Raw genomic sequence first — 15,566 nt, forward strand, 5'->3', positions numbered from 1 at the left:
GCCCTGGATCAGTCTGCCCGTGCGGCGGCCGGCCAGAGCCTGTCCGGCTCGCCGGTGGTGCGTGTCGCCGCGCCACCGCGCCACAGCCTGTCCGGTGTCGCGGGCCGGTCGGCGGCCGTCCGGGGGGCGGCAACCGGTCGGCACCAACCGGTCGGCACCAACCGGTCGGCACCAACCAACGAAGTCGTAAGGGAGGAACCATGATGAACCGTGTCATGACCACGCTGGCCACCGCCGGCGTCGCCGTCGGTCTGGCCCTGACCACGTCGGCGCCGGCCTGGGCGGCCTGCGATGACGGCGAAATCGTCATCAAGTTCAGCCATGTCACCAACACCGACAAGCATCCGAAGGGCATCGCCGCGTCGCTGCTGGCCGACCGGGTGAACGCCGAGATGGACGGCCAAGCCTGCATGGAGGTCTTCCCGAACTCCACCCTGTACAACGACGACAAGGTGCTGGAGGCGATGCTGTCCGGCGACGTGCAGCTGGCGGCCCCCTCGCTGTCGAAGTTCGAGAAGTTCACCAAGCAGTTCCGCCTGTTCGACCTGCCCTTCGTGTTCGAGGATATCGAGGCGGTCAACCGCTTCCAGACCTCCGAGCACGGCCAGGCGATGCTGGACTCCATGCAGCGTCGCGGCCTGCAGGGCCTGGCCTTCTGGCACAACGGCATGAAGCAGATGTCGGCCAATCGGCCGCTGCTGGCGCCGGAGGACGCCGAGGGCCTGAAGTTCCGCATCCAGCAGTCCGACGTGCTGCAGGCCCAGTTCGAGGCGCTCGGCGCCAACCCGCAGAAGATGGCCTTCTCCGAGGTGTACGGCGCGCTGCAGCAGGGCGTGGTGGACGGCCAGGAGAACACCTGGTCCAACATCTACGGCCAGAAGTTCTTCGAGGTGCAGGACGGCATCACCGAAACCAACCACGGCATTCTCGACTATCTGGTGGTCACCTCCACCGAGTGGCTGGACGGCCTGGACCCTGAGGTGCGCGATCAGTTCCTGACCATCCTCGACGAGGTCACGGAAACCCGCAACGCCGAGTCCTTCGCCGTCAACCAGCGCAACAAGGACCTCATCGTCGAGGCCGGCGGCGTCGTGCGCACCCTGACGCCGGAGCAGCGCCAGCAGTGGGTCGCGGCCATGCAGCCGGTGTGGGATCAGTTCATGGACGACATCGGCGAGGACCTGCTGAGCGCGGCCCTGTCGTACAACTCGACCAACTGACCGACCCCACCCAACCAGACCAGAGACGGACCGAACCGATGGCCCGGCCACCACGCCGGGCCATCGTGCCGTTTGCCGTCCGCCCATGGTGCGCTGCACAGGGGAGGGTGGGCGCGCGGCCGGTTCGGGGACCCGTCACCGCCGGGAGGACGCGTTCATGCAGGCCAGACCCACCGAAGGGACGGGTGGGGTGATCGACGACATCGAGCGCATCGGCATCGCCACGGTGCTGGGCCTGATGACGCTGGTCACCTTCGCCAACGTGGTGGCGCGCTATGTCTTCAACTCGAACATCCTGTGGGCCCTGGAGACCACGGTCTTCCTGTTCGCCTGGCTGATCCTTCTGGGCGCCTCGCACGGCGTCAAGATTTCGGCGCATATCGGCGTTGACGTGATCCTGAACCTGCTTCCCCCAGGTCTGCGCAGGGCCATGGTGCTGCTGTCGGTGGGTCTGTGCCTGGTGTTCAGCGGCCTGTTGCTGGTCGGGGCCTGGCAGTACTGGTGGCCGTTCGCCACCACGCGGGCCTGGTTCGAGGTCAATGACATTCCGATGGTCTTCTTCCCCGATCTGATGGCCGAGCTGTTCAACGAAGGGGAAGAGTACGAGAAGATGCCGCGCTTCATCCCCTACGCGGCCCTGCCCATCGGCCTGTTGCTGTTGACGCTGCGGTTCCTCCAGGCCGGCTGGCAGATCGCCACAGGGCGCCGGGACATGCTGATCGCCAGCCATGACTCCGAGAGCGAAGAGATGATGGCCGAGATGAGCCGCGAGGCCGACGCCGGCACGCTGGACCAGGCCTTGCACCCCTCACGCCGGGACGGGGAGCGCTGAGCCATGTCCGTCGTCCTTCTCTTCGTCATGGTGATCGGCTTCATGCTGCTGGGCGTGCCGGTCGCCGTCTCCCTGGGCCTGTCGAGCACCATCTTCCTGCTGGTCTATTCGGAGGCCTCGCTCGGCTCCATCGCCCAAACGCTGTTCAGCGCCTTCGACGGCCACTACACCCTGCTGGCCATCCCGTTCTTCGTGCTCGCCTCGGCCTTCATGTCGACCGGCGGCGTGGCGCGACGCATCATCCGCTTCGCCATCGCCTGTGTCGGCCATTTCAAGGGCGGTCTGGCCATGGCCTGCGTGTTCGCCTGCACGCTGTTCGCCGCCCTGTCGGGGTCGTCGCCCGCCACCGTGATCGCCATCGGCACCATCGTCATCGCCGGCATGCGCGAGGTGGGCTATACGCGCGACTTCGCCGCCGGCGTCATCGCGAACGCCGGCACACTGGGGATCCTGATTCCGCCGTCCATCGTCATGGTGGTCTATGCCGCGTCGGTCGATGTGTCGGTGGGGCGCATGTTCCTGGCCGGCGTCATCCCGGGGCTGATCGAAGGCCTGATGCTGATGACCGGCATCTACATCATCGCGCGCATCCGCAATCTGCCGTCGCAGGACTGGGCGGGATGGCGCGAGATCCTGGCCTCGGCCTGGGACGCGCTGTGGGGTCTGTTCCTGATCATCATCATCCTCGGCGGCATCTACGGCGGTGTCTTCACGCCCACGGAGGCCGCCGCCGTCGCGGCGGTGTATGCCTTCCTGATCGCCCACTTCGTCTACCGCGACATGGGGCCGTTCAAGGACGGGCTCGGCCGGCTGTCGCTGGTCCCGGTCAAGGCGCTCAGCGTGCTGTGGCACAAGGACACCCAGCATGCGCTGTACGAGGCCGGCAAGCTGACCATCATGCTGATGTTCATCATCGCCAATGCCTTGATCCTGAAGCATGTGCTGACCGAGGAACGGATCCCGCAGATGATCGCGGAGGCGATGCTGGGCGCCGGCCTGGGCCCGATCCTGTTCCTGGTCATCGTGAACATCATCCTGCTGATCGGCGGCCAGTTCATGGAACCGTCGGGCCTGATCGTCATCGTCGCCCCGCTGGTCTTCCCGATCGCCATTGAACTGGGGATCGACCCCATCCACCTGGGGATCATTATGGTGGTGAACATGGAAATCGGCATGATCACCCCGCCGGTGGGGCTCAACCTGTTCGTCACCTCGGGGGTGGCGAACATGCCCATGCTCGACGTGGTCCGGGCACAGCTCCCGTTCCTGATCATCTCGTTCATCTTCCTCATCCTGATCACCTACTTTCCGGTGCTCTCCACGTGGCTGCCGACCACCCTGATGGGACCGGAGTTGATCACGCAATGATGCGGCGATGGGGCAGGGGGGCGGTGCCGCTGCTGGCGGCGGCCCTGACCCCGGCCCTGGTGGCCGGGTGCAGCCCGGTCGGCATGGCGGTCGGCGCCGGCGCGGTGGCCGCCACCGCCGCGTCGGAGGAACGCGGCCTGGGGGGCGTGGTGGACGACGCCGCCATCCAGGCCGAGATCAACCGGCTGTGGCTGGAGCACGATCTGGATCTGTTGCGGCGCGTCGACATGACGGTGCGCGAGGGGCAGGTGCTGTTGACCGGGGCGGTCGCGGCGCCGCGCACCCGGGTGGACGCGGTGCGGCTGGCCTGGCGGGCGCGCGGGGTCAAGGCGGTCATCAACGAAATCGAGATCGACGAGGGCGCCACCGTGGTCGATCAGGCCGCGGACGCCGCCATCGCCCAGAAGATCGAGGCGCGGCTTCTGTTCGACCGCAAGGTGCGGTCGATCAACTATACCGTCGATGTGGTGAACGGCACCGTCTACCTGCTCGGTGTGGCGCAGAGCCGGGAAGCCCTCGACCGGGCCATCGCCTATGCGCGGGATACCCGGGGTGTACGCCGCGTCGTCAGCCACGTGCGCATCAAGGGCGAGGACGCGCCCGCCGGAACCGGCGCCGACCCCTCGGCACCGATGCTCTGAGGGGCGCGAACCGGTTCCACGCCGGAGCGTGGGACCGAGAAAGGGGGCTCGCGCCCACGCTCCCGTGGGGGCGCCGGTCTTGGGATGACACGGTGCGATCAGCGCAAAGGATAGCGGGCCAGCGGCGTGTACTGGGCGCCGTCGCGCGTCAGGTGACTCTCGAAGAGCACCACCGCCTCGGCCGTGAACGGCGGAAAGGCGCGGTCGTTGTGGGCGCCGATGAAGCCCGCCAGCCGCGTCGGATCCGGGTTGCGCAGGCGGGCGAGGGTGACATGCGGCGTGAACTTGCGGCCCTCCGGCGGGAAGCCGGCGCGCACCGCGGCCCCCTCGACCCGTTGCTGTAGGGTCAGCAGGGCCGGGTCCTTCGCCGCCGCCACCCACACCGCCGTGACCTTGCGGCCCTGGCCGAAGGTGCCGATGCCCTGCAGGTGGACCGGCGCGGGTGGCCCGCGCAGGGTTGCCAGCTCGGCGTCCAGGTCCTCCGCCTGGGCCGGGTCGGTCTCGCCCAGGAAGCGCAGCGTCAGATGCAGGTTGTCGGCCTCGACCCAGCGCGCCCCGGGCAGGCCGATGGCCAGGGCGGCCAGCGTCTGGCGCAAGTCGTCCGGTGGTTCGATGCCGAGGAACAGGCGCATCACTCCACCCGATCCAGCAGGGCCTCGACCTGGGGCAGGATGCCCTCGACCATCACCGCGACGCCGTCGGCGGTGGGGTGGATGCCGTCGGGCTGGTTGAGCGCCGGATCGGCGGCCACGCCCTCCAGGAAGAACGGATAGAGCAGGGCGCCGGTTTCCTCCGCCACGTCGGGAAAGACGCTGTTGAACGCCTGGCCGTAGTCGCGGCCCAGGTTGGGCGGCGCCTTCATGCCGGCGATCAGGACCGGGATGCCCGCGTCCTGGAACCGCGTCACGATGGCGGTCAGGTTGGCGCGCGTGTCCGCGGGATCGAGCCCGCGCAGCCCGTCGTTGCCGCCCAGCGCCACGATGGCGGCGTCCGGATCCTGGGCCAGCACCCAGTCCAGCCGCGCCCGCCCGCCGGCGGTGGTGTCGCCCGAGACGCCCCCGTTCAGGACCGTGACATCGTGGCCGCGGTCGCGCAGGGCCTGTTCGAGCTGCACCGGGAACGCGGCCTCCTGGGGCAGGTTGTAGCCGGCCGTCAGGCTGTCCCCGAACGCCAGCAGGCGCACCGTGTCGGCCCAGGCCGGTCCCGGCCGGCCGATCAGCCCGGCCAGAAGCACGAGCGCGACCGCCAGGCCGCCGGCGCGCGCCCGCCGCGCGTTGATCCCGGGGTTATGGAGCCCATATGCCGGCTGTGCGTTTCCGGTATGGGTGGCGTCCTGAGCCGCCCCGCCGCGTGATCGGCGCGCGGGCGGGCGCACGTATACCGTCTTGCCCGGACCCGTTTTCCGCTGACGAAGGACTGCCAGGACCATGAGCCACTCCCCGACGCCGCCGACCATCCGCCTGCGCGGCCTGGACCTGACCCTGACGGGTCCGGCCGGCGCGGTCAACATTCTGCGGGGTGTCGACCTGACCGTGGATCAGGGCGCGGCGGTCGGCGTCGTCGGCCCGTCCGGGGCCGGCAAGTCCAGCCTGCTGATGGTCATCGCCGGACTGCAACGACCCACCGCGGGCGCCGTGACGGTCGCCGGGCACGATCTGGGCGCGATGGACGAGGACGCGCTGGCGCGCTGGCGGCGCGCGCACGTCGGCGTGGTGTTCCAGGGCTTCCACCTGATTCCGACCATGACGGCGGAGGAGAACGTGGCCGTGCCGCTGGAGTTCGCCGGCCGCCGGGATGCCTTCGACGTCGCCCGCGGTCAGCTTGAGGCGGTCGGTCTGGGACACCGCCTCGGCCATTACCCGGGGCAGCTCTCCGGCGGCGAGCAGCAGCGTGTGGCGCTGGCGCGGGCCTTCGCGCCCGGCCCCCGCCTGCTGCTGGCCGATGAGCCGACCGGCAACCTCGACGGCGAGACCGGCGCGCTTGTCATGGACCTGCTGTTCCGCCTGCACGCCGAACAGAACACCACCCTGATGCTCATCACGCATGACCTGGCCCTGGCACGGCGCTGCGACCGGACCATCCGCATCGAGGACGGCCGCCTGACGGATTCGGGCGCGAGCCGGGCGGCGGCGGAATGAGCGGCGCGCTGCCCCTCTCGGTCCGGTTGGCGCTGCGCGAGATGCGCGGTGGCTTGGCCGGGTTCCGTGTCCTGGTCGCCTGCCTGGCGCTGGGGGTGTTCGCCATCGCCGCCGCCGGCTCGCTGAACCGGGCCATCCAGGCCGGCCTGGAAGCCGACGCCCAGGCCCTGCTCGGCGGCGATCTGGAGGTGGAGCGGCGCTATCAGCCGCCCGACGCCGAGCAGATGGCGCTGATGCGCGCGGTCGCCACGGTCGCCGAGACCGTGGACATGCGCGCGATGGCGATTGCGCCGGGGCCGGACGGGGCGCGGGCGCTGGTGGAGCTGAAGGCCGTGGGCGACGGCTACCCGCTCTACGGCCGCATGGTCCTTTCGGGCGGCGGGGCGCTGGCCGACGCGCTGGCCGAACGCGAGGGCACCTGGGGCGCCGTGGCGGATCCGAACCTGCTCGACCGCCTGGGGCTGTCGGTGGGCGACCGCCTGCGCATCGGCGAGGCCACGGTGCGGGTGCGCGACAGCATCGTGCGCGAGCCGGACCGGGTGGCGAGCATGTTCACGCTCGGGCCGCGCCTGATGATTCACCGCGACGCGCTGCCGGCTACCGAGCTGATCCAGCCCGGCAGCCTGGTGACCTTCGACACCCTGTTGCGTGCCGACCAGGGCGTGACGCCGGCCGAGATCCGGACCCGTCTGACCGACGCCTTCCCCGACGCCGGGTGGCGCCTGCGCGGCACCGACCAGGCCGCGCCCGGCCTGACCCGGTTCCTTGAGAACCTGACCCTGTACCTGACCCTGGTCGGGCTGACGTCGCTGTTGGTGGGCGGCATCGGGGTGGCGAACGCGACCCGCGCCTATCTGCAGGGTCGCATGACCACCATCGCCACGCTGAAGTGCCTGGGGGCGCCGGCGGGCGTGATCTTCCGTATCTACTTCATCCAGATCGGGTTGCTCGCGCTGCTGGGCATCCTGCTTGGCGTCACCGCCGGCGTGGCGGCGCCGTTCCTGGCCCAGGCGGTGGCCGGGGACTGGCTGCCGGTGCGGCTGCGGGTGGCGGTCTACGCCGAGCCGGCGCTGCTGGCGCTGGCGAGCGGCGCGCTGGTGGCGTTGGTGTTCGCGGTCTGGCCGCTGGCGCGGGCGCGCGATATCCCGGCGCTGGCGATCTTCAAGGGCGCCCTGGCCGAGGCCGGCGGCTGGCCGCGGCGGCGCTATCTGGTGCTGCTGGGGGGGGCGCTCGCGGCGTTGGTGGCGCTGACCATCCTGACCGCCGTCGATCCGCGCTTCGCCGCCGTGTTCGTCGCCGGGGCGGCGCTGTCCATGGCGCTGTTCGGGCTGGCGGCGCTGGCGGTGCGCGACCTGGCCCGCCGCGCCGGGCGGTTGGCGCGCGGCCGGCCGGGCCTGCGGCTGGCGCTGGCCAACCTGCACCGGCCGGGGGCCGCCACCGGCTCGGTGGTGCTGTCGCTGGGTCTGGGGCTGTCGGTCCTGGTGATCGTGGCGCTGATCCAGGGCAACCTCAACCGCCAGATCGACGAGCGCCTGCCGGCGGAGGCGCCGTCGTTCTTCTTCATCGACATTCAGCCGCCGCAGCTCGACGGCTTCAAGGCGGTGCTGGCCGAAACCGAGGGGGTGGGGCGCACCGCCTTCGCCGACATGGTGCGCGGCCGCATCACCGCGCTCGACGGGGTGCCGGCGGCCGAGGCCGAGGTCCACCCCGACGCCCGGTGGGCGCTGCGCGGTGATCGCGGCTTCACCACGGGGGACGCCGCGCCGGAGGACGCCGAGATCGTGCGCGGGGCCTGGTGGCCGGCGGACTACGACGGCCCACCGCTGTTCTCCCTGACCGAGGAACTGGCGCAGGGCTTCGGCCTCGACATCGGCGACACGCTGACGGTCAACATTCTGGGCCGCGAGATCACGGGCGAGGTGGCGAACACCCGCAAGGTCGACTGGGGCTCGTTGCGCATCAACTTCACCTTCATGGTCTCGCCCAGCGCGCTGGCCGGGGCGCCGCGCACCTGGATCGCCACGGTGCGGGTCGACGAGGCCCATGAAACCGCCCTCGAACGCGCCGTCACCGATGTCTTCCCCAATGTCTCCGCGATCCGGGTGAAGGGGGCCCTGGAGACGGTGCGTGGGATCCTGGATACCGCGGCGCGCGCCATCACCGCCACCGCCGCCGTGACCCTGGTGGCCGGCGCCCTGGTGCTGGCCGGGGCCTTCGCCGCCGGGCATGGGCGGCGGGTCTACGAGGCGGTGGTGCTGAAGGTGGTGGGGGCGACGCGGGGCGCGCTGCTGCGCGGCTACCTGCTGGAATACGGCCTGCTGGGGCTGGCGACCGGGCTGATCGCGGCCGCCGTGGGCACCGTCGCGGCCTGGGCGGTGGTGGTGTTCGTCATGGATGCCGGCTGGGTGTTCCTGCCGGACGTGGTGCTGGGGACGGTGGTTGCCTGCGTGCTGGTCACGTTGGCGGCCGGCTACCTGGGGACGTGGCGGGCGCTGGGCGGACAGGCGGCCCCCTACCTGCGCAACGAGTAGGGGCGGCCCTCAGGCCCGCCGCAGCACCAGCGCGAGCAGGCCCAGCACCGCCAGCGGCCCCAGTTGAAGGCCGGTGGCCTCGGCCAGGGGCGCCAGCAGCAGCGGCGCACTCCAGATCACCGCCAGTGCGGCGCGTTCGCCCGCGCGCCACCCCGTCCGTGTGGCGTCCAGGGCGACCAGGCCGAGCGGCAACGCCAGCAGCACCAGATCGTGATCATTGACGTGCGGCGGCACCAGCAAGAGGGCGCAGATCGTCGCCGCGAGGGTCATCGGCGCGGCGGGGCGGCATGCCCAGAGCCAGGTTGCCACCGCCGCGCCGATCAGCGCGGTCATCGCCTGGCCGGCATAGGCGACCGCCACGGGCGCCCCGGTCAGGCGCAGCGCGGCGAAGGCGCTCGGCATCTTGTCCCAGGGAACGGCCCCCGTTTCGAGCAGGGCAGTGGTCTGGCCCAGGTGTCGGAGGAAGGCCGACCATGGATCGGGACCCAGGACGAGCAGGCTCAGGGCGATGAGGCCGGCCACGACGGCGGTCGCCGCGGCGAGGGTGCGCCACTGTCGGCCGGCCAGCAGGGCGAGCGGGATCACCAGCCCCAGGTGGGGCTTGAAACAGGCAAGTCCGATCAGCCCGCCAGCCAGCAGCGGACGCCGGGGCACCAGCCACAGGCCGCCGCCGAGCAGAGCCAGGCTGAAGACTCCCGTCTGACCCTGAAGCAGGTTCACGAAAGCCGCCGGGAACGCCAGCGCGAGCATCACCGCCAGCGTACTCCGCATGAGTGGGCGCAGCGCCGTCAAATAGGCCGCCAGCCCCAGCCCGCTCCACACCGCCAGGGCCCAGGCCCAAGGCAGCAGGCCCAGCGGCATCAGCAGGAGCTGGAACACCGGGGGATAGGAGAAGACATAGCCGAGGGTGACCTCCGGGAGGGCCTGGCGGCCGGCCTCGAACAGGTGACCGATGTCCCAGGCCGCCGCAGGCTCGCCCGCCACGGCGAGGCGGGCGGCGCTCCAGAAGGCGAGGAAATCGTTGCCCAACGGCCGTCCGAGCGGGTCGAGGCCGTCGGGAGACACCGCCACAAACACCACCAGTGTGACCGCGTACAGCACCAGCACGATCCGCATGTAGGCCGAGACGCGCTGCGCGTTGAGCCAGGGGGGGCGTGTCATCGGGATTCCGGTCTTCGTCTGGTCGGCGGCGTGTTGGCGCGATCCGTCGCGTGTCGTGGCGAGGATGGTGGCTCCCCGCCGGTACGGCAACCCGTATCCCTTGACGGCGCGGTCCGCACCGGTGCCAATACGGGGGTTGGCCCTCCGCCCGGTATGGTCCATGGCTGCCTTGATCCGTCTGTACGTCGCCGTCACCCTGGATGGGTTCCTCGCCTCGCCCGATGGCGGGGTGGAGTGGCTCGCCCCCTTCGACGACCAGGATTTCGGCTACGCGGCGTTCTACGAGCGGGTCGGGCTGCTCATCATGGGCCGCGAGACCTACGACCAGACCCTCTCGTTCGGCCCCTGGCCGTACGGCGCCCGGACCTGTCGCGTGCTGACCAGCCGGCCGCTGGGCCGTGACGCCCCGCCCGGCGTGGCGCGCTGGGACGGCAACACTGCCGGCCTGATCCGGGCGGCGCGCGGGCACGACGACGGCGACGTGTGGGTCGTGGGCGGGGCGCGCACCATCGGGTTGTTCCTGCGCCACGGCGTGGTCGATCAGATTGACATGTTCGTGATGCCGGTGTGGTTGGGTCGCGGCCTCAGGCTGTTTCCGGAGACGCCGCCGCGTCTGCTGCCGACCCTGGTGCGCACCCAGAAGCACGCCAGCGGGGTGGTGCAGCTCACCTACCGCACCCGGCCGCCGTTCACCGTCACCGCGGCGCCGGGGTGACGGGGGGTGACGGGGGGTGCCGGGGGTGCCGGGGGTGACGGGGGTGACGGGGGTGACGGGTCGGTCTACGCCCCCTCCGGTCGCACGGTGCCGCTGTGATGGGCGTAGGTCGCCCAGGTTGGCCGGTAGTCCGCGTCGGCCTGGTCACCCCAGCCGGTCCAGCCCGGGCGTTCGCCGCGCGCGAACAGCTCCAGGCGCGGCCCGGGCGAGCAGGCCTCGATCAGATCATACAGTTCGTCCGGCTTGCGGGAGTGTTCGCGCTTGCGGGTCGCGAGCAGGTTCACCTGGCGGCGGGCCGGGGCGAGGGTGCGGGCGTTGCGGCCGCGCACGCCGAACAGCACCAGTTCGGTGACGTTGCGGAAGTAGAACCCGACCCCGCGCCCGTCGCTGCCGCCGTCGGCCCGAACCTTGTGCCAGACCAGATTGGTCTTGTAGGTGAAGCCCCAGGCCGCCAGCACCGCCAGGCCCTCCGGCAGCAGGGCGTTGGGGACCCAGAGGTAGCAGTGCGCCGGATCGGTGGTCAGCTCGGACACCGGCAGAGCGGCGATCTCGTCCACCGTCAGGGTGCCGTAGCGCGACAGCCGGCGATGTTCCGGGGCCATCTTGCCGGTGCGGTTCACGAACCGCCAGGGCGGATCGGCGAGGACCGTGGCGAACCGGGTGGCCCCCGCGCGCGCGCGCAGGTCGGCCGCCGCCTGGGCGGCGACCTCCGTCATGCCCCGGTCTCCGCCGCCGGGCCATCGGTCGCGGGGGCCTGGTCGTCGGGGTCGGGTGCGACCCGGGGCAGCCGCAGACTGATGCGGGTCCCGGCGCCGGGGCTGCTGTCCACGATCAGGCTGCCCCCGAGCACGTGGGTGGTCTGGGTCAGCGCGATACCCATGCCGAGCCCGGTATTGCCGCCGGCGCGGTTGGTGGTCTGGAACGGCTCAAACAGCCGGTCCTGGATCGCGGGGTCGATGCCGCGGCCGTCGTCGGTGATGTCGACGCGGACATGATCGGGGCCGTCGGCGCGGGCCGAGACGGTGATGGTGCCGGGGGCGGCGCCGGCGCCGCCGGCCTTGGTCTCGGCGGTCTCGGCGGTCTCGGCGGTCTCGGCGGGCGCAAAGGCGTGGGTGAGGGCGTTGAGGACCAGGTTGGTGACCACCTGCGACAGGGCGCCCGGGTAGCTGTCCATGCTCAGGCCGGGGTCGGCGCGCAGGCCGACGGCGTGCGGGCTTCGCCGCAGCCGCGGCCGCAGGCTGATGAGAACCTCGGCCAGGTATTCCGAGAGATCGAAGGGGCGGCGCTGGGCACTGGCGCGGTCGACCGCCACATCGCGCAGGCTGGCCACCAGTTCGGCGGCGCGGCCCAGGTTGCCGGCGGCCAGGGCGCTGGATTCCGCGCAGTCGGCGAGCGCGCGGTCCAGGTCGGCCTTGCGCAGATCCCCGCGATCGAGGGCGGCTTGGGCCTCGCGGGCGCGGCTCTCCGCCAGCGACACGGCCGTCAGGGCGGTGCCGATGGGCGTGTTGACCTCGTGCGCCACGCCCGCCACCAGCCGCCCCAGCGAGGCCATCTTGTCGGACTGCACGAGATGGGCCTGGGCGGCCTCCAGGGTCTTCACCGTGCCGTTCAGCGTCTCCAGCGTGCGGTCGCGGGCCAGGCGCAGGCGCACGCTCTCGGCCACCGTGTTCTCGTTGATCTTGGCGAAGGACACGATGAACGCGGCGAAGATCAGCATGCCGAGGCCGTAGGTCACGTCGATGGCCGTCCCCTGCAGCAGCCCGTAGACGGCGATCGGCGGCACCGCCAGGGCGGCGAAGCCGGCCACCAGCAGGAAAGACGCGCTCTCCGCCGCCAGGCTGCCCGCGACCATGCCCAGGATCATTGCCGCGACCAGGAACCGCTCCGGTTCGGGCGCGCTCGCGAACACCCACAACCCGCCCAGGCCCCAGGCCAGGCTGTTGCCGAGCGAGACGAGGAAGAACAGGCGGTGCCAGCGGACGGCCGCCGTCACCGGACCCGGGTCGGCGCGATAGCGGCTGTAGACGCGGTGGGCGATGGTGTTGTTGAGCGCCAGCAGGGCCACCAGCGCCCCCAGCGGGGGCAGGGCCGCCGTGTTCCAGAGCGGCAGCACCAGGAGCGAGGCCGTGAAGGGGTTGGCGGCCAGGGACAGCGGCGTGCCCTGGCGCACCAGCAGGTCGTTGAGCGCCTTGCGCACCGCCAAGGGGTCGGGACGGGGGCCGTCGTCCGGTGTCGGGTCCGCCATCGTCATCGCGGCCTCACCACGTCACCAGGCCGACCACGGCCCCGGTCATCAGCGTCGCCAGGGTGCCCGACAGGATGGTGCGCCCGCCCAGCGCCACGATGTCGCTGCGGCGCTCCGGGGCCATCGCGGTGAGGCCGCCCAGCATGATGCCCAGGCTGCCGAAGTTGGCGAAGCCGCACAGGGCATAGGCCATGATGAGTTCGCTGCGCGGCGACAGGGCGTCGTCGGGCAGCCGCGCCATGCCGGCATAGGCCAGCAGTTCGTTGAGGATGGTCTTGATGCCCATGAGAGACCCGGCCGTCGCCGCCTCCGCCCACGGGATGCCGATCAGCCACACCACCGGCGCCATCACCCAACCCAGCATGCGTTCCAGGGTCAGCGGCTCGCCCGCCACGGCCGGCAGCACCCCGAGGATCTGGTTCAGCAGGCTGACCAGCGCGACCATGACCAGCAGCATGGCCGTGACGTTGATGAGCAGGGAGACACCGTCGCGCGTGCCCAGCAGCACCGCCTCCATGGTATTGTTGGCCTCCGGCGGCGGCAGGCTGAGGCGGGCTTCGGTCGGCTGCTCGTCCGGGTCGCCGGGCACCAGCATGAGCGCCAGCGCCAGCGCCGCCGGCGCGCTGATGAGCGAGGCGATCAGGATATGGGCCAGGGGGGTGTCGAGGATGCCGTCGAGGAAGCTGGCGTAGAGCACCATGACGGTGCCGGCGATGGTGGACATGCCGACCGTCATCATCATGAACAGTTCGGCCCGCGTCATGGCGGCGATGTAGGGGCGGATGAACAGCGGTGCCTCGATCATGCCGACGAACACGTTGGCACCCGAGGACAGCCCGACCGCGCCGCCGACCCGCATGGTGCGGTTCAGCACCCAGGCCATGGCGCCGACCACCAGCGGCAGGACACGCCAGTAGAACAGCACCGAGGTGATCGCGCTGACCACCAGGATCAACGGCAGGGCCTGGAACGCCAGCACGAAGGCCGCGCCCGGCCAGGGTTCGTCAAAGGGGCGCTCGCCGCCGCCCAGATAGCCGAACACGAAGGTGGTGCCGGCCTCGGTGGCACGTTGCAGCGCCAGCACTGCCTGGTTGAGCCACACGAACACGGTGGCGGCGCCCGGGGTCTTGAGCAGGATCAGCGCCAGGACCGGTTGCAGCGCCAGCCCGATCAGCACCGGGCGCCATCGGATGTCGCGGCGCCGTTCGCTCAGCGCCCAGCACAGGGCGACGATGGCGATGATCCCCAGCAGTCCCTGCGCCGCCCCCATGCGCCCGTCCCCCTTCGCTGGCCTGGTTCCGCGGAGGGGCAGTATAGGCGCCTGGGGTCGGGGGGCAACAGGCGCGGCGGTCGCTGCCCCGCGCCCGCGGCCGTCAGTTCGAGGCCGCGACCCCCTCCGGCTGGCCCACCACCACGGTGGTCAGCGCCGCCGGATCCATCAGGCGGTCGGCGACGCGGCGGGCGTCGTCCAGGCTCACGGCCTCGATGTAGGCGTTGCGCTCCTCCAGGTAGGCCGGCGGCAGGTCCTCCTTCTGCATCGCCACCAGGATGCGCGCGATCGCCCCGGTCGAGGTGAAGCGCAGCGGCCAGGCCCCGGTCAAGTAGGTCTTGGCGTCGGCCAGTTCCTCGGCGGTCGGCCCCGCGCTGGCCATGCGCGCCCATTCGGCGCGGATCAGGTCCAGGCTCTCGGCGATGCGGGCGTTGCTGGTCGCCACCCCGCCCATCCAGACCGGGGCGTGGTCCAGCGGCAGGAGGTAGCTGTACACCGAATAGGCCAGCCCGCGCGCCTCGCGCACCTCCGCCATCAGGCGGGACGAGAAGCCGCCGCCGCCCAGGATGTAGTTGACCACATAGGCCGCATACCAGTCGGGGTCCGCCCGGTCGAGGCCGCCGTGGCCGAACAGGGCGACGCTCTGCGGCACCGGCCGGTCGATCACGACGGTCTCGCCCGTCGCCCGGGCCTCGGCCTCGGGCACGTCCGGCAGATGCGCGGAGGCCGGCAGGTCGCCGAACGCGGTGTCCACGAGGTCGGCCAGCCGCTCCGGGGTCACGTCGCCGGCCACCCCGATCATCAGGCGGTCGCGCGTCATCTGGCGGCGGGCGAAGTCCTTCAGGTCCGCGCCGGTGATGGCGGCGACGGTCTCGGGGGTGCCCTCGGGGGCACGGCCATAGGGGTGGTCCGGGAACAGGGCGGCGAACCAGGCCCGGCGCGCGATCTCCTGCGGGTCGTTCTGATCGTAGCGCAGCCCGGCCAGCACCTGACCGCGGATGCGCTCGACCGCGTCGGCATCGAAGCGCGGGCTGGTCACCGCCAGCCGCAGCAGGTCGATGGCCTCGTCCAGGTTCTCCGTCAGGGTTCGGAGGGTGCCGCCGAAGGAGTCGCGGCCGGCGTCGAAGTCGAGGTCGATCGCCAGGTCCGCTAGCCGGCGCTGGAACGCCTGGGAGTCCAGGTTGCCGGCGCCTTCGTCCAGCAGCCCGGCGGCCATGGTGGCGAGGCCAGCCTTGCCGTCGGGGTCGAGGGCGGCGCCGCCGGCGAAGGCGAACTCGATCGTGACCATGGGGTTGGCGTGGTCCTCGACCAGCCAGGCCTCCAGGCCGCCGGGGCTGGTCACGGTGGCGACGTCGATGGCACGGGCGGAGGGAACGGCGGCGACCATCAGCGCGAGGGCGCCGGCCAGCGCCCCCAGGATGCGCGAGGGCAGGGGCATGGGTCGG

The 15,566-nt window shown here is 71.5% G+C and carries 14 protein-coding genes; 7 read left to right on the forward strand and 7 right to left on the reverse strand.

All coding sequences use genetic code 11. The features are described from left to right. Positions 1–200 precede the first annotated feature (200 nt). The 4 genes from GGD88_RS10985 (at position 201) to GGD88_RS11000 (ending at position 4,061) form a co-directional block, all read left to right on the forward strand. On the forward strand, positions 201–1,220 hold the full coding sequence (locus tag GGD88_RS10985) for a TRAP transporter substrate-binding protein (RefSeq protein WP_281392912.1): 1,020 nt from the start codon (positions 201–203) through the stop codon (positions 1,218–1,220). A 157-nt stretch (positions 1,221–1,377) separates the two neighbouring features. Then, positions 1,378–2,052, forward strand: a complete 675-nt coding sequence (locus GGD88_RS10990; RefSeq protein WP_184435385.1) for a TRAP transporter small permease — start codon at positions 1,378–1,380, stop codon at positions 2,050–2,052. Between the two features lie 3 nt (positions 2,053–2,055). Continuing rightward, positions 2,056–3,420 carry a TRAP transporter large permease gene (locus GGD88_RS10995; protein ID WP_184435387.1) on the forward strand — a complete coding sequence of 455 codons (1,365 nt, stop codon included), beginning with the start codon at positions 2,056–2,058 and terminating at the stop codon, positions 3,418–3,420. Next, positions 3,417–4,061, forward strand: a complete 645-nt coding sequence (locus GGD88_RS11000) for a BON domain-containing protein (RefSeq protein ID WP_246423705.1) — start codon at positions 3,417–3,419, stop codon at positions 4,059–4,061. The genes GGD88_RS10995 and GGD88_RS11000 overlap by 4 nt, the downstream gene beginning before the upstream one ends. A 98-nt stretch (positions 4,062–4,159) precedes the next feature. Here the strand turns inward: GGD88_RS11000 and thpR are convergent, their stop codons facing one another. Continuing rightward, positions 4,160–4,693 carry an RNA 2',3'-cyclic phosphodiesterase gene (gene thpR / locus GGD88_RS11005; RefSeq protein WP_184435389.1) on the reverse strand — a complete coding sequence of 178 codons (534 nt, stop codon included), beginning with the start codon at positions 4,691–4,693 and terminating at the stop codon, positions 4,160–4,162. After that, positions 4,693–5,295, reverse strand: a complete 603-nt coding sequence (locus GGD88_RS11010) for an arylesterase (RefSeq protein ID WP_343056343.1) — start codon at positions 5,293–5,295, stop codon at positions 4,693–4,695. Before GGD88_RS11010 ends, thpR begins: the two co-directional genes overlap by 1 nt. A gap of 193 nt (positions 5,296–5,488) precedes the next feature. On the opposite strand from GGD88_RS11010, the gene GGD88_RS11015 reads away from it, so the two are divergent. After that, a complete protein-coding gene (locus GGD88_RS11015; protein ID WP_184435393.1) occupies positions 5,489–6,199 on the forward strand; it encodes an ABC transporter ATP-binding protein in 711 nt (236 codons plus the stop codon). Beyond that, positions 6,196–8,730: an ABC transporter permease gene (locus GGD88_RS11020; RefSeq protein ID WP_184435395.1), complete on the forward strand. Its 2,535-nt coding sequence runs from the start codon at positions 6,196–6,198 to the stop codon at positions 8,728–8,730. Before GGD88_RS11015 ends, GGD88_RS11020 begins: the two co-directional genes overlap by 4 nt. 9 nt (positions 8,731–8,739) lie before the next feature. Here GGD88_RS11020 and GGD88_RS11025 read toward each other — a convergent pair whose 3' ends face one another. Continuing rightward, positions 8,740–9,891: a glycosyltransferase family 87 protein gene (locus tag GGD88_RS11025; RefSeq protein ID WP_184435397.1), complete on the reverse strand. Its 1,152-nt coding sequence runs from the start codon at positions 9,889–9,891 to the stop codon at positions 8,740–8,742. Positions 9,892–10,051: 160 nt separating this feature from the next. On the opposite strand from GGD88_RS11025, the gene GGD88_RS11030 reads away from it, so the two are divergent. Beyond that, the gene (locus GGD88_RS11030) at positions 10,052–10,606 is read left to right on the forward strand and encodes a dihydrofolate reductase family protein (RefSeq protein WP_184435399.1); all 555 of its coding nucleotides are present in this window, start codon (positions 10,052–10,054) and stop codon (positions 10,604–10,606) included. Positions 10,607–10,671: 65 nt separating this feature from the next. On the opposite strand, the gene GGD88_RS11035 is transcribed toward GGD88_RS11030, so the two are convergent. From GGD88_RS11035 to GGD88_RS11050, 4 genes are all read right to left on the reverse strand, one after another. After that, positions 10,672–11,322, reverse strand: a complete 651-nt coding sequence (locus GGD88_RS11035; RefSeq protein WP_184435401.1) for an MT-A70 family methyltransferase — start codon at positions 11,320–11,322, stop codon at positions 10,672–10,674. Continuing rightward, a complete protein-coding gene (locus GGD88_RS11040; RefSeq protein WP_184435403.1) occupies positions 11,319–12,857 on the reverse strand; it encodes a sensor histidine kinase in 1,539 nt (512 codons plus the stop codon). Before GGD88_RS11040 ends, GGD88_RS11035 begins: the two co-directional genes overlap by 4 nt. A gap of 7 nt (positions 12,858–12,864) precedes the next feature. After that, positions 12,865–14,121 carry a NupC/NupG family nucleoside CNT transporter gene (locus tag GGD88_RS11045; RefSeq protein ID WP_184435405.1) on the reverse strand — a complete coding sequence of 419 codons (1,257 nt, stop codon included), beginning with the start codon at positions 14,119–14,121 and terminating at the stop codon, positions 12,865–12,867. Between the two features lie 103 nt (positions 14,122–14,224). Then, positions 14,225–15,559, reverse strand: a complete 1,335-nt coding sequence (locus tag GGD88_RS11050) for a M16 family metallopeptidase (protein WP_184435407.1) — start codon at positions 15,557–15,559, stop codon at positions 14,225–14,227. Positions 15,560–15,566 lie beyond the last annotated feature (7 nt).

The sequence above is a fragment of the Roseospira goensis genome, assembly GCF_014197795.1.
GTDB classification, from domain to species: Bacteria; Pseudomonadota; Alphaproteobacteria; order Rhodospirillales; family Rhodospirillaceae; genus Rhodospira; species Rhodospira goensis.

Excerpts from the sequence above, each read along its gene's own strand:
- GGD88_RS11030 (WP_184435399.1), top strand. The coding sequence starts at position 10,052 with ATGGCTGCCTTGATCCGTCTGTACGTCGCCGTCACCCTGGATGGGTTC.
- GGD88_RS10990 (WP_184435385.1), top strand. The coding sequence starts at position 1,378 with ATGCAGGCCAGACCCACCGAAGGGACGGGTGGGGTGATCGACGACATC.
- GGD88_RS11035 (WP_184435401.1), bottom strand. The coding sequence starts at position 11,322 with ATGACGGAGGTCGCCGCCCAGGCGGCGGCCGACCTGCGCGCGCGCGCG.
- thpR (WP_184435389.1), bottom strand. The coding sequence starts at position 4,693 with ATGCGCCTGTTCCTCGGCATCGAACCACCGGACGACTTGCGCCAGACG.
- GGD88_RS11025 (WP_184435397.1), bottom strand. The coding sequence starts at position 9,891 with ATGACACGCCCCCCCTGGCTCAACGCGCAGCGCGTCTCGGCCTACATG.
- GGD88_RS11045 (WP_184435405.1), bottom strand. The coding sequence starts at position 14,121 with ATGGGGGCGGCGCAGGGACTGCTGGGGATCATCGCCATCGTCGCCCTG.
- GGD88_RS11015 (WP_184435393.1), top strand. The coding sequence starts at position 5,489 with ATGAGCCACTCCCCGACGCCGCCGACCATCCGCCTGCGCGGCCTGGAC.
- GGD88_RS10995 (WP_184435387.1), top strand. The coding sequence starts at position 2,056 with ATGTCCGTCGTCCTTCTCTTCGTCATGGTGATCGGCTTCATGCTGCTG.
- GGD88_RS10985 (WP_281392912.1), top strand. The coding sequence starts at position 201 with ATGATGAACCGTGTCATGACCACGCTGGCCACCGCCGGCGTCGCCGTC.
- GGD88_RS11050 (WP_184435407.1), bottom strand. The coding sequence starts at position 15,559 with ATGCCCCTGCCCTCGCGCATCCTGGGGGCGCTGGCCGGCGCCCTCGCG.
- GGD88_RS11040 (WP_184435403.1), bottom strand. The coding sequence starts at position 12,857 with ATGACGATGGCGGACCCGACACCGGACGACGGCCCCCGTCCCGACCCC.
- GGD88_RS11020 (WP_184435395.1), top strand. The coding sequence starts at position 6,196 with ATGAGCGGCGCGCTGCCCCTCTCGGTCCGGTTGGCGCTGCGCGAGATG.
- GGD88_RS11000 (WP_246423705.1), top strand. The coding sequence starts at position 3,417 with ATGATGCGGCGATGGGGCAGGGGGGCGGTGCCGCTGCTGGCGGCGGCC.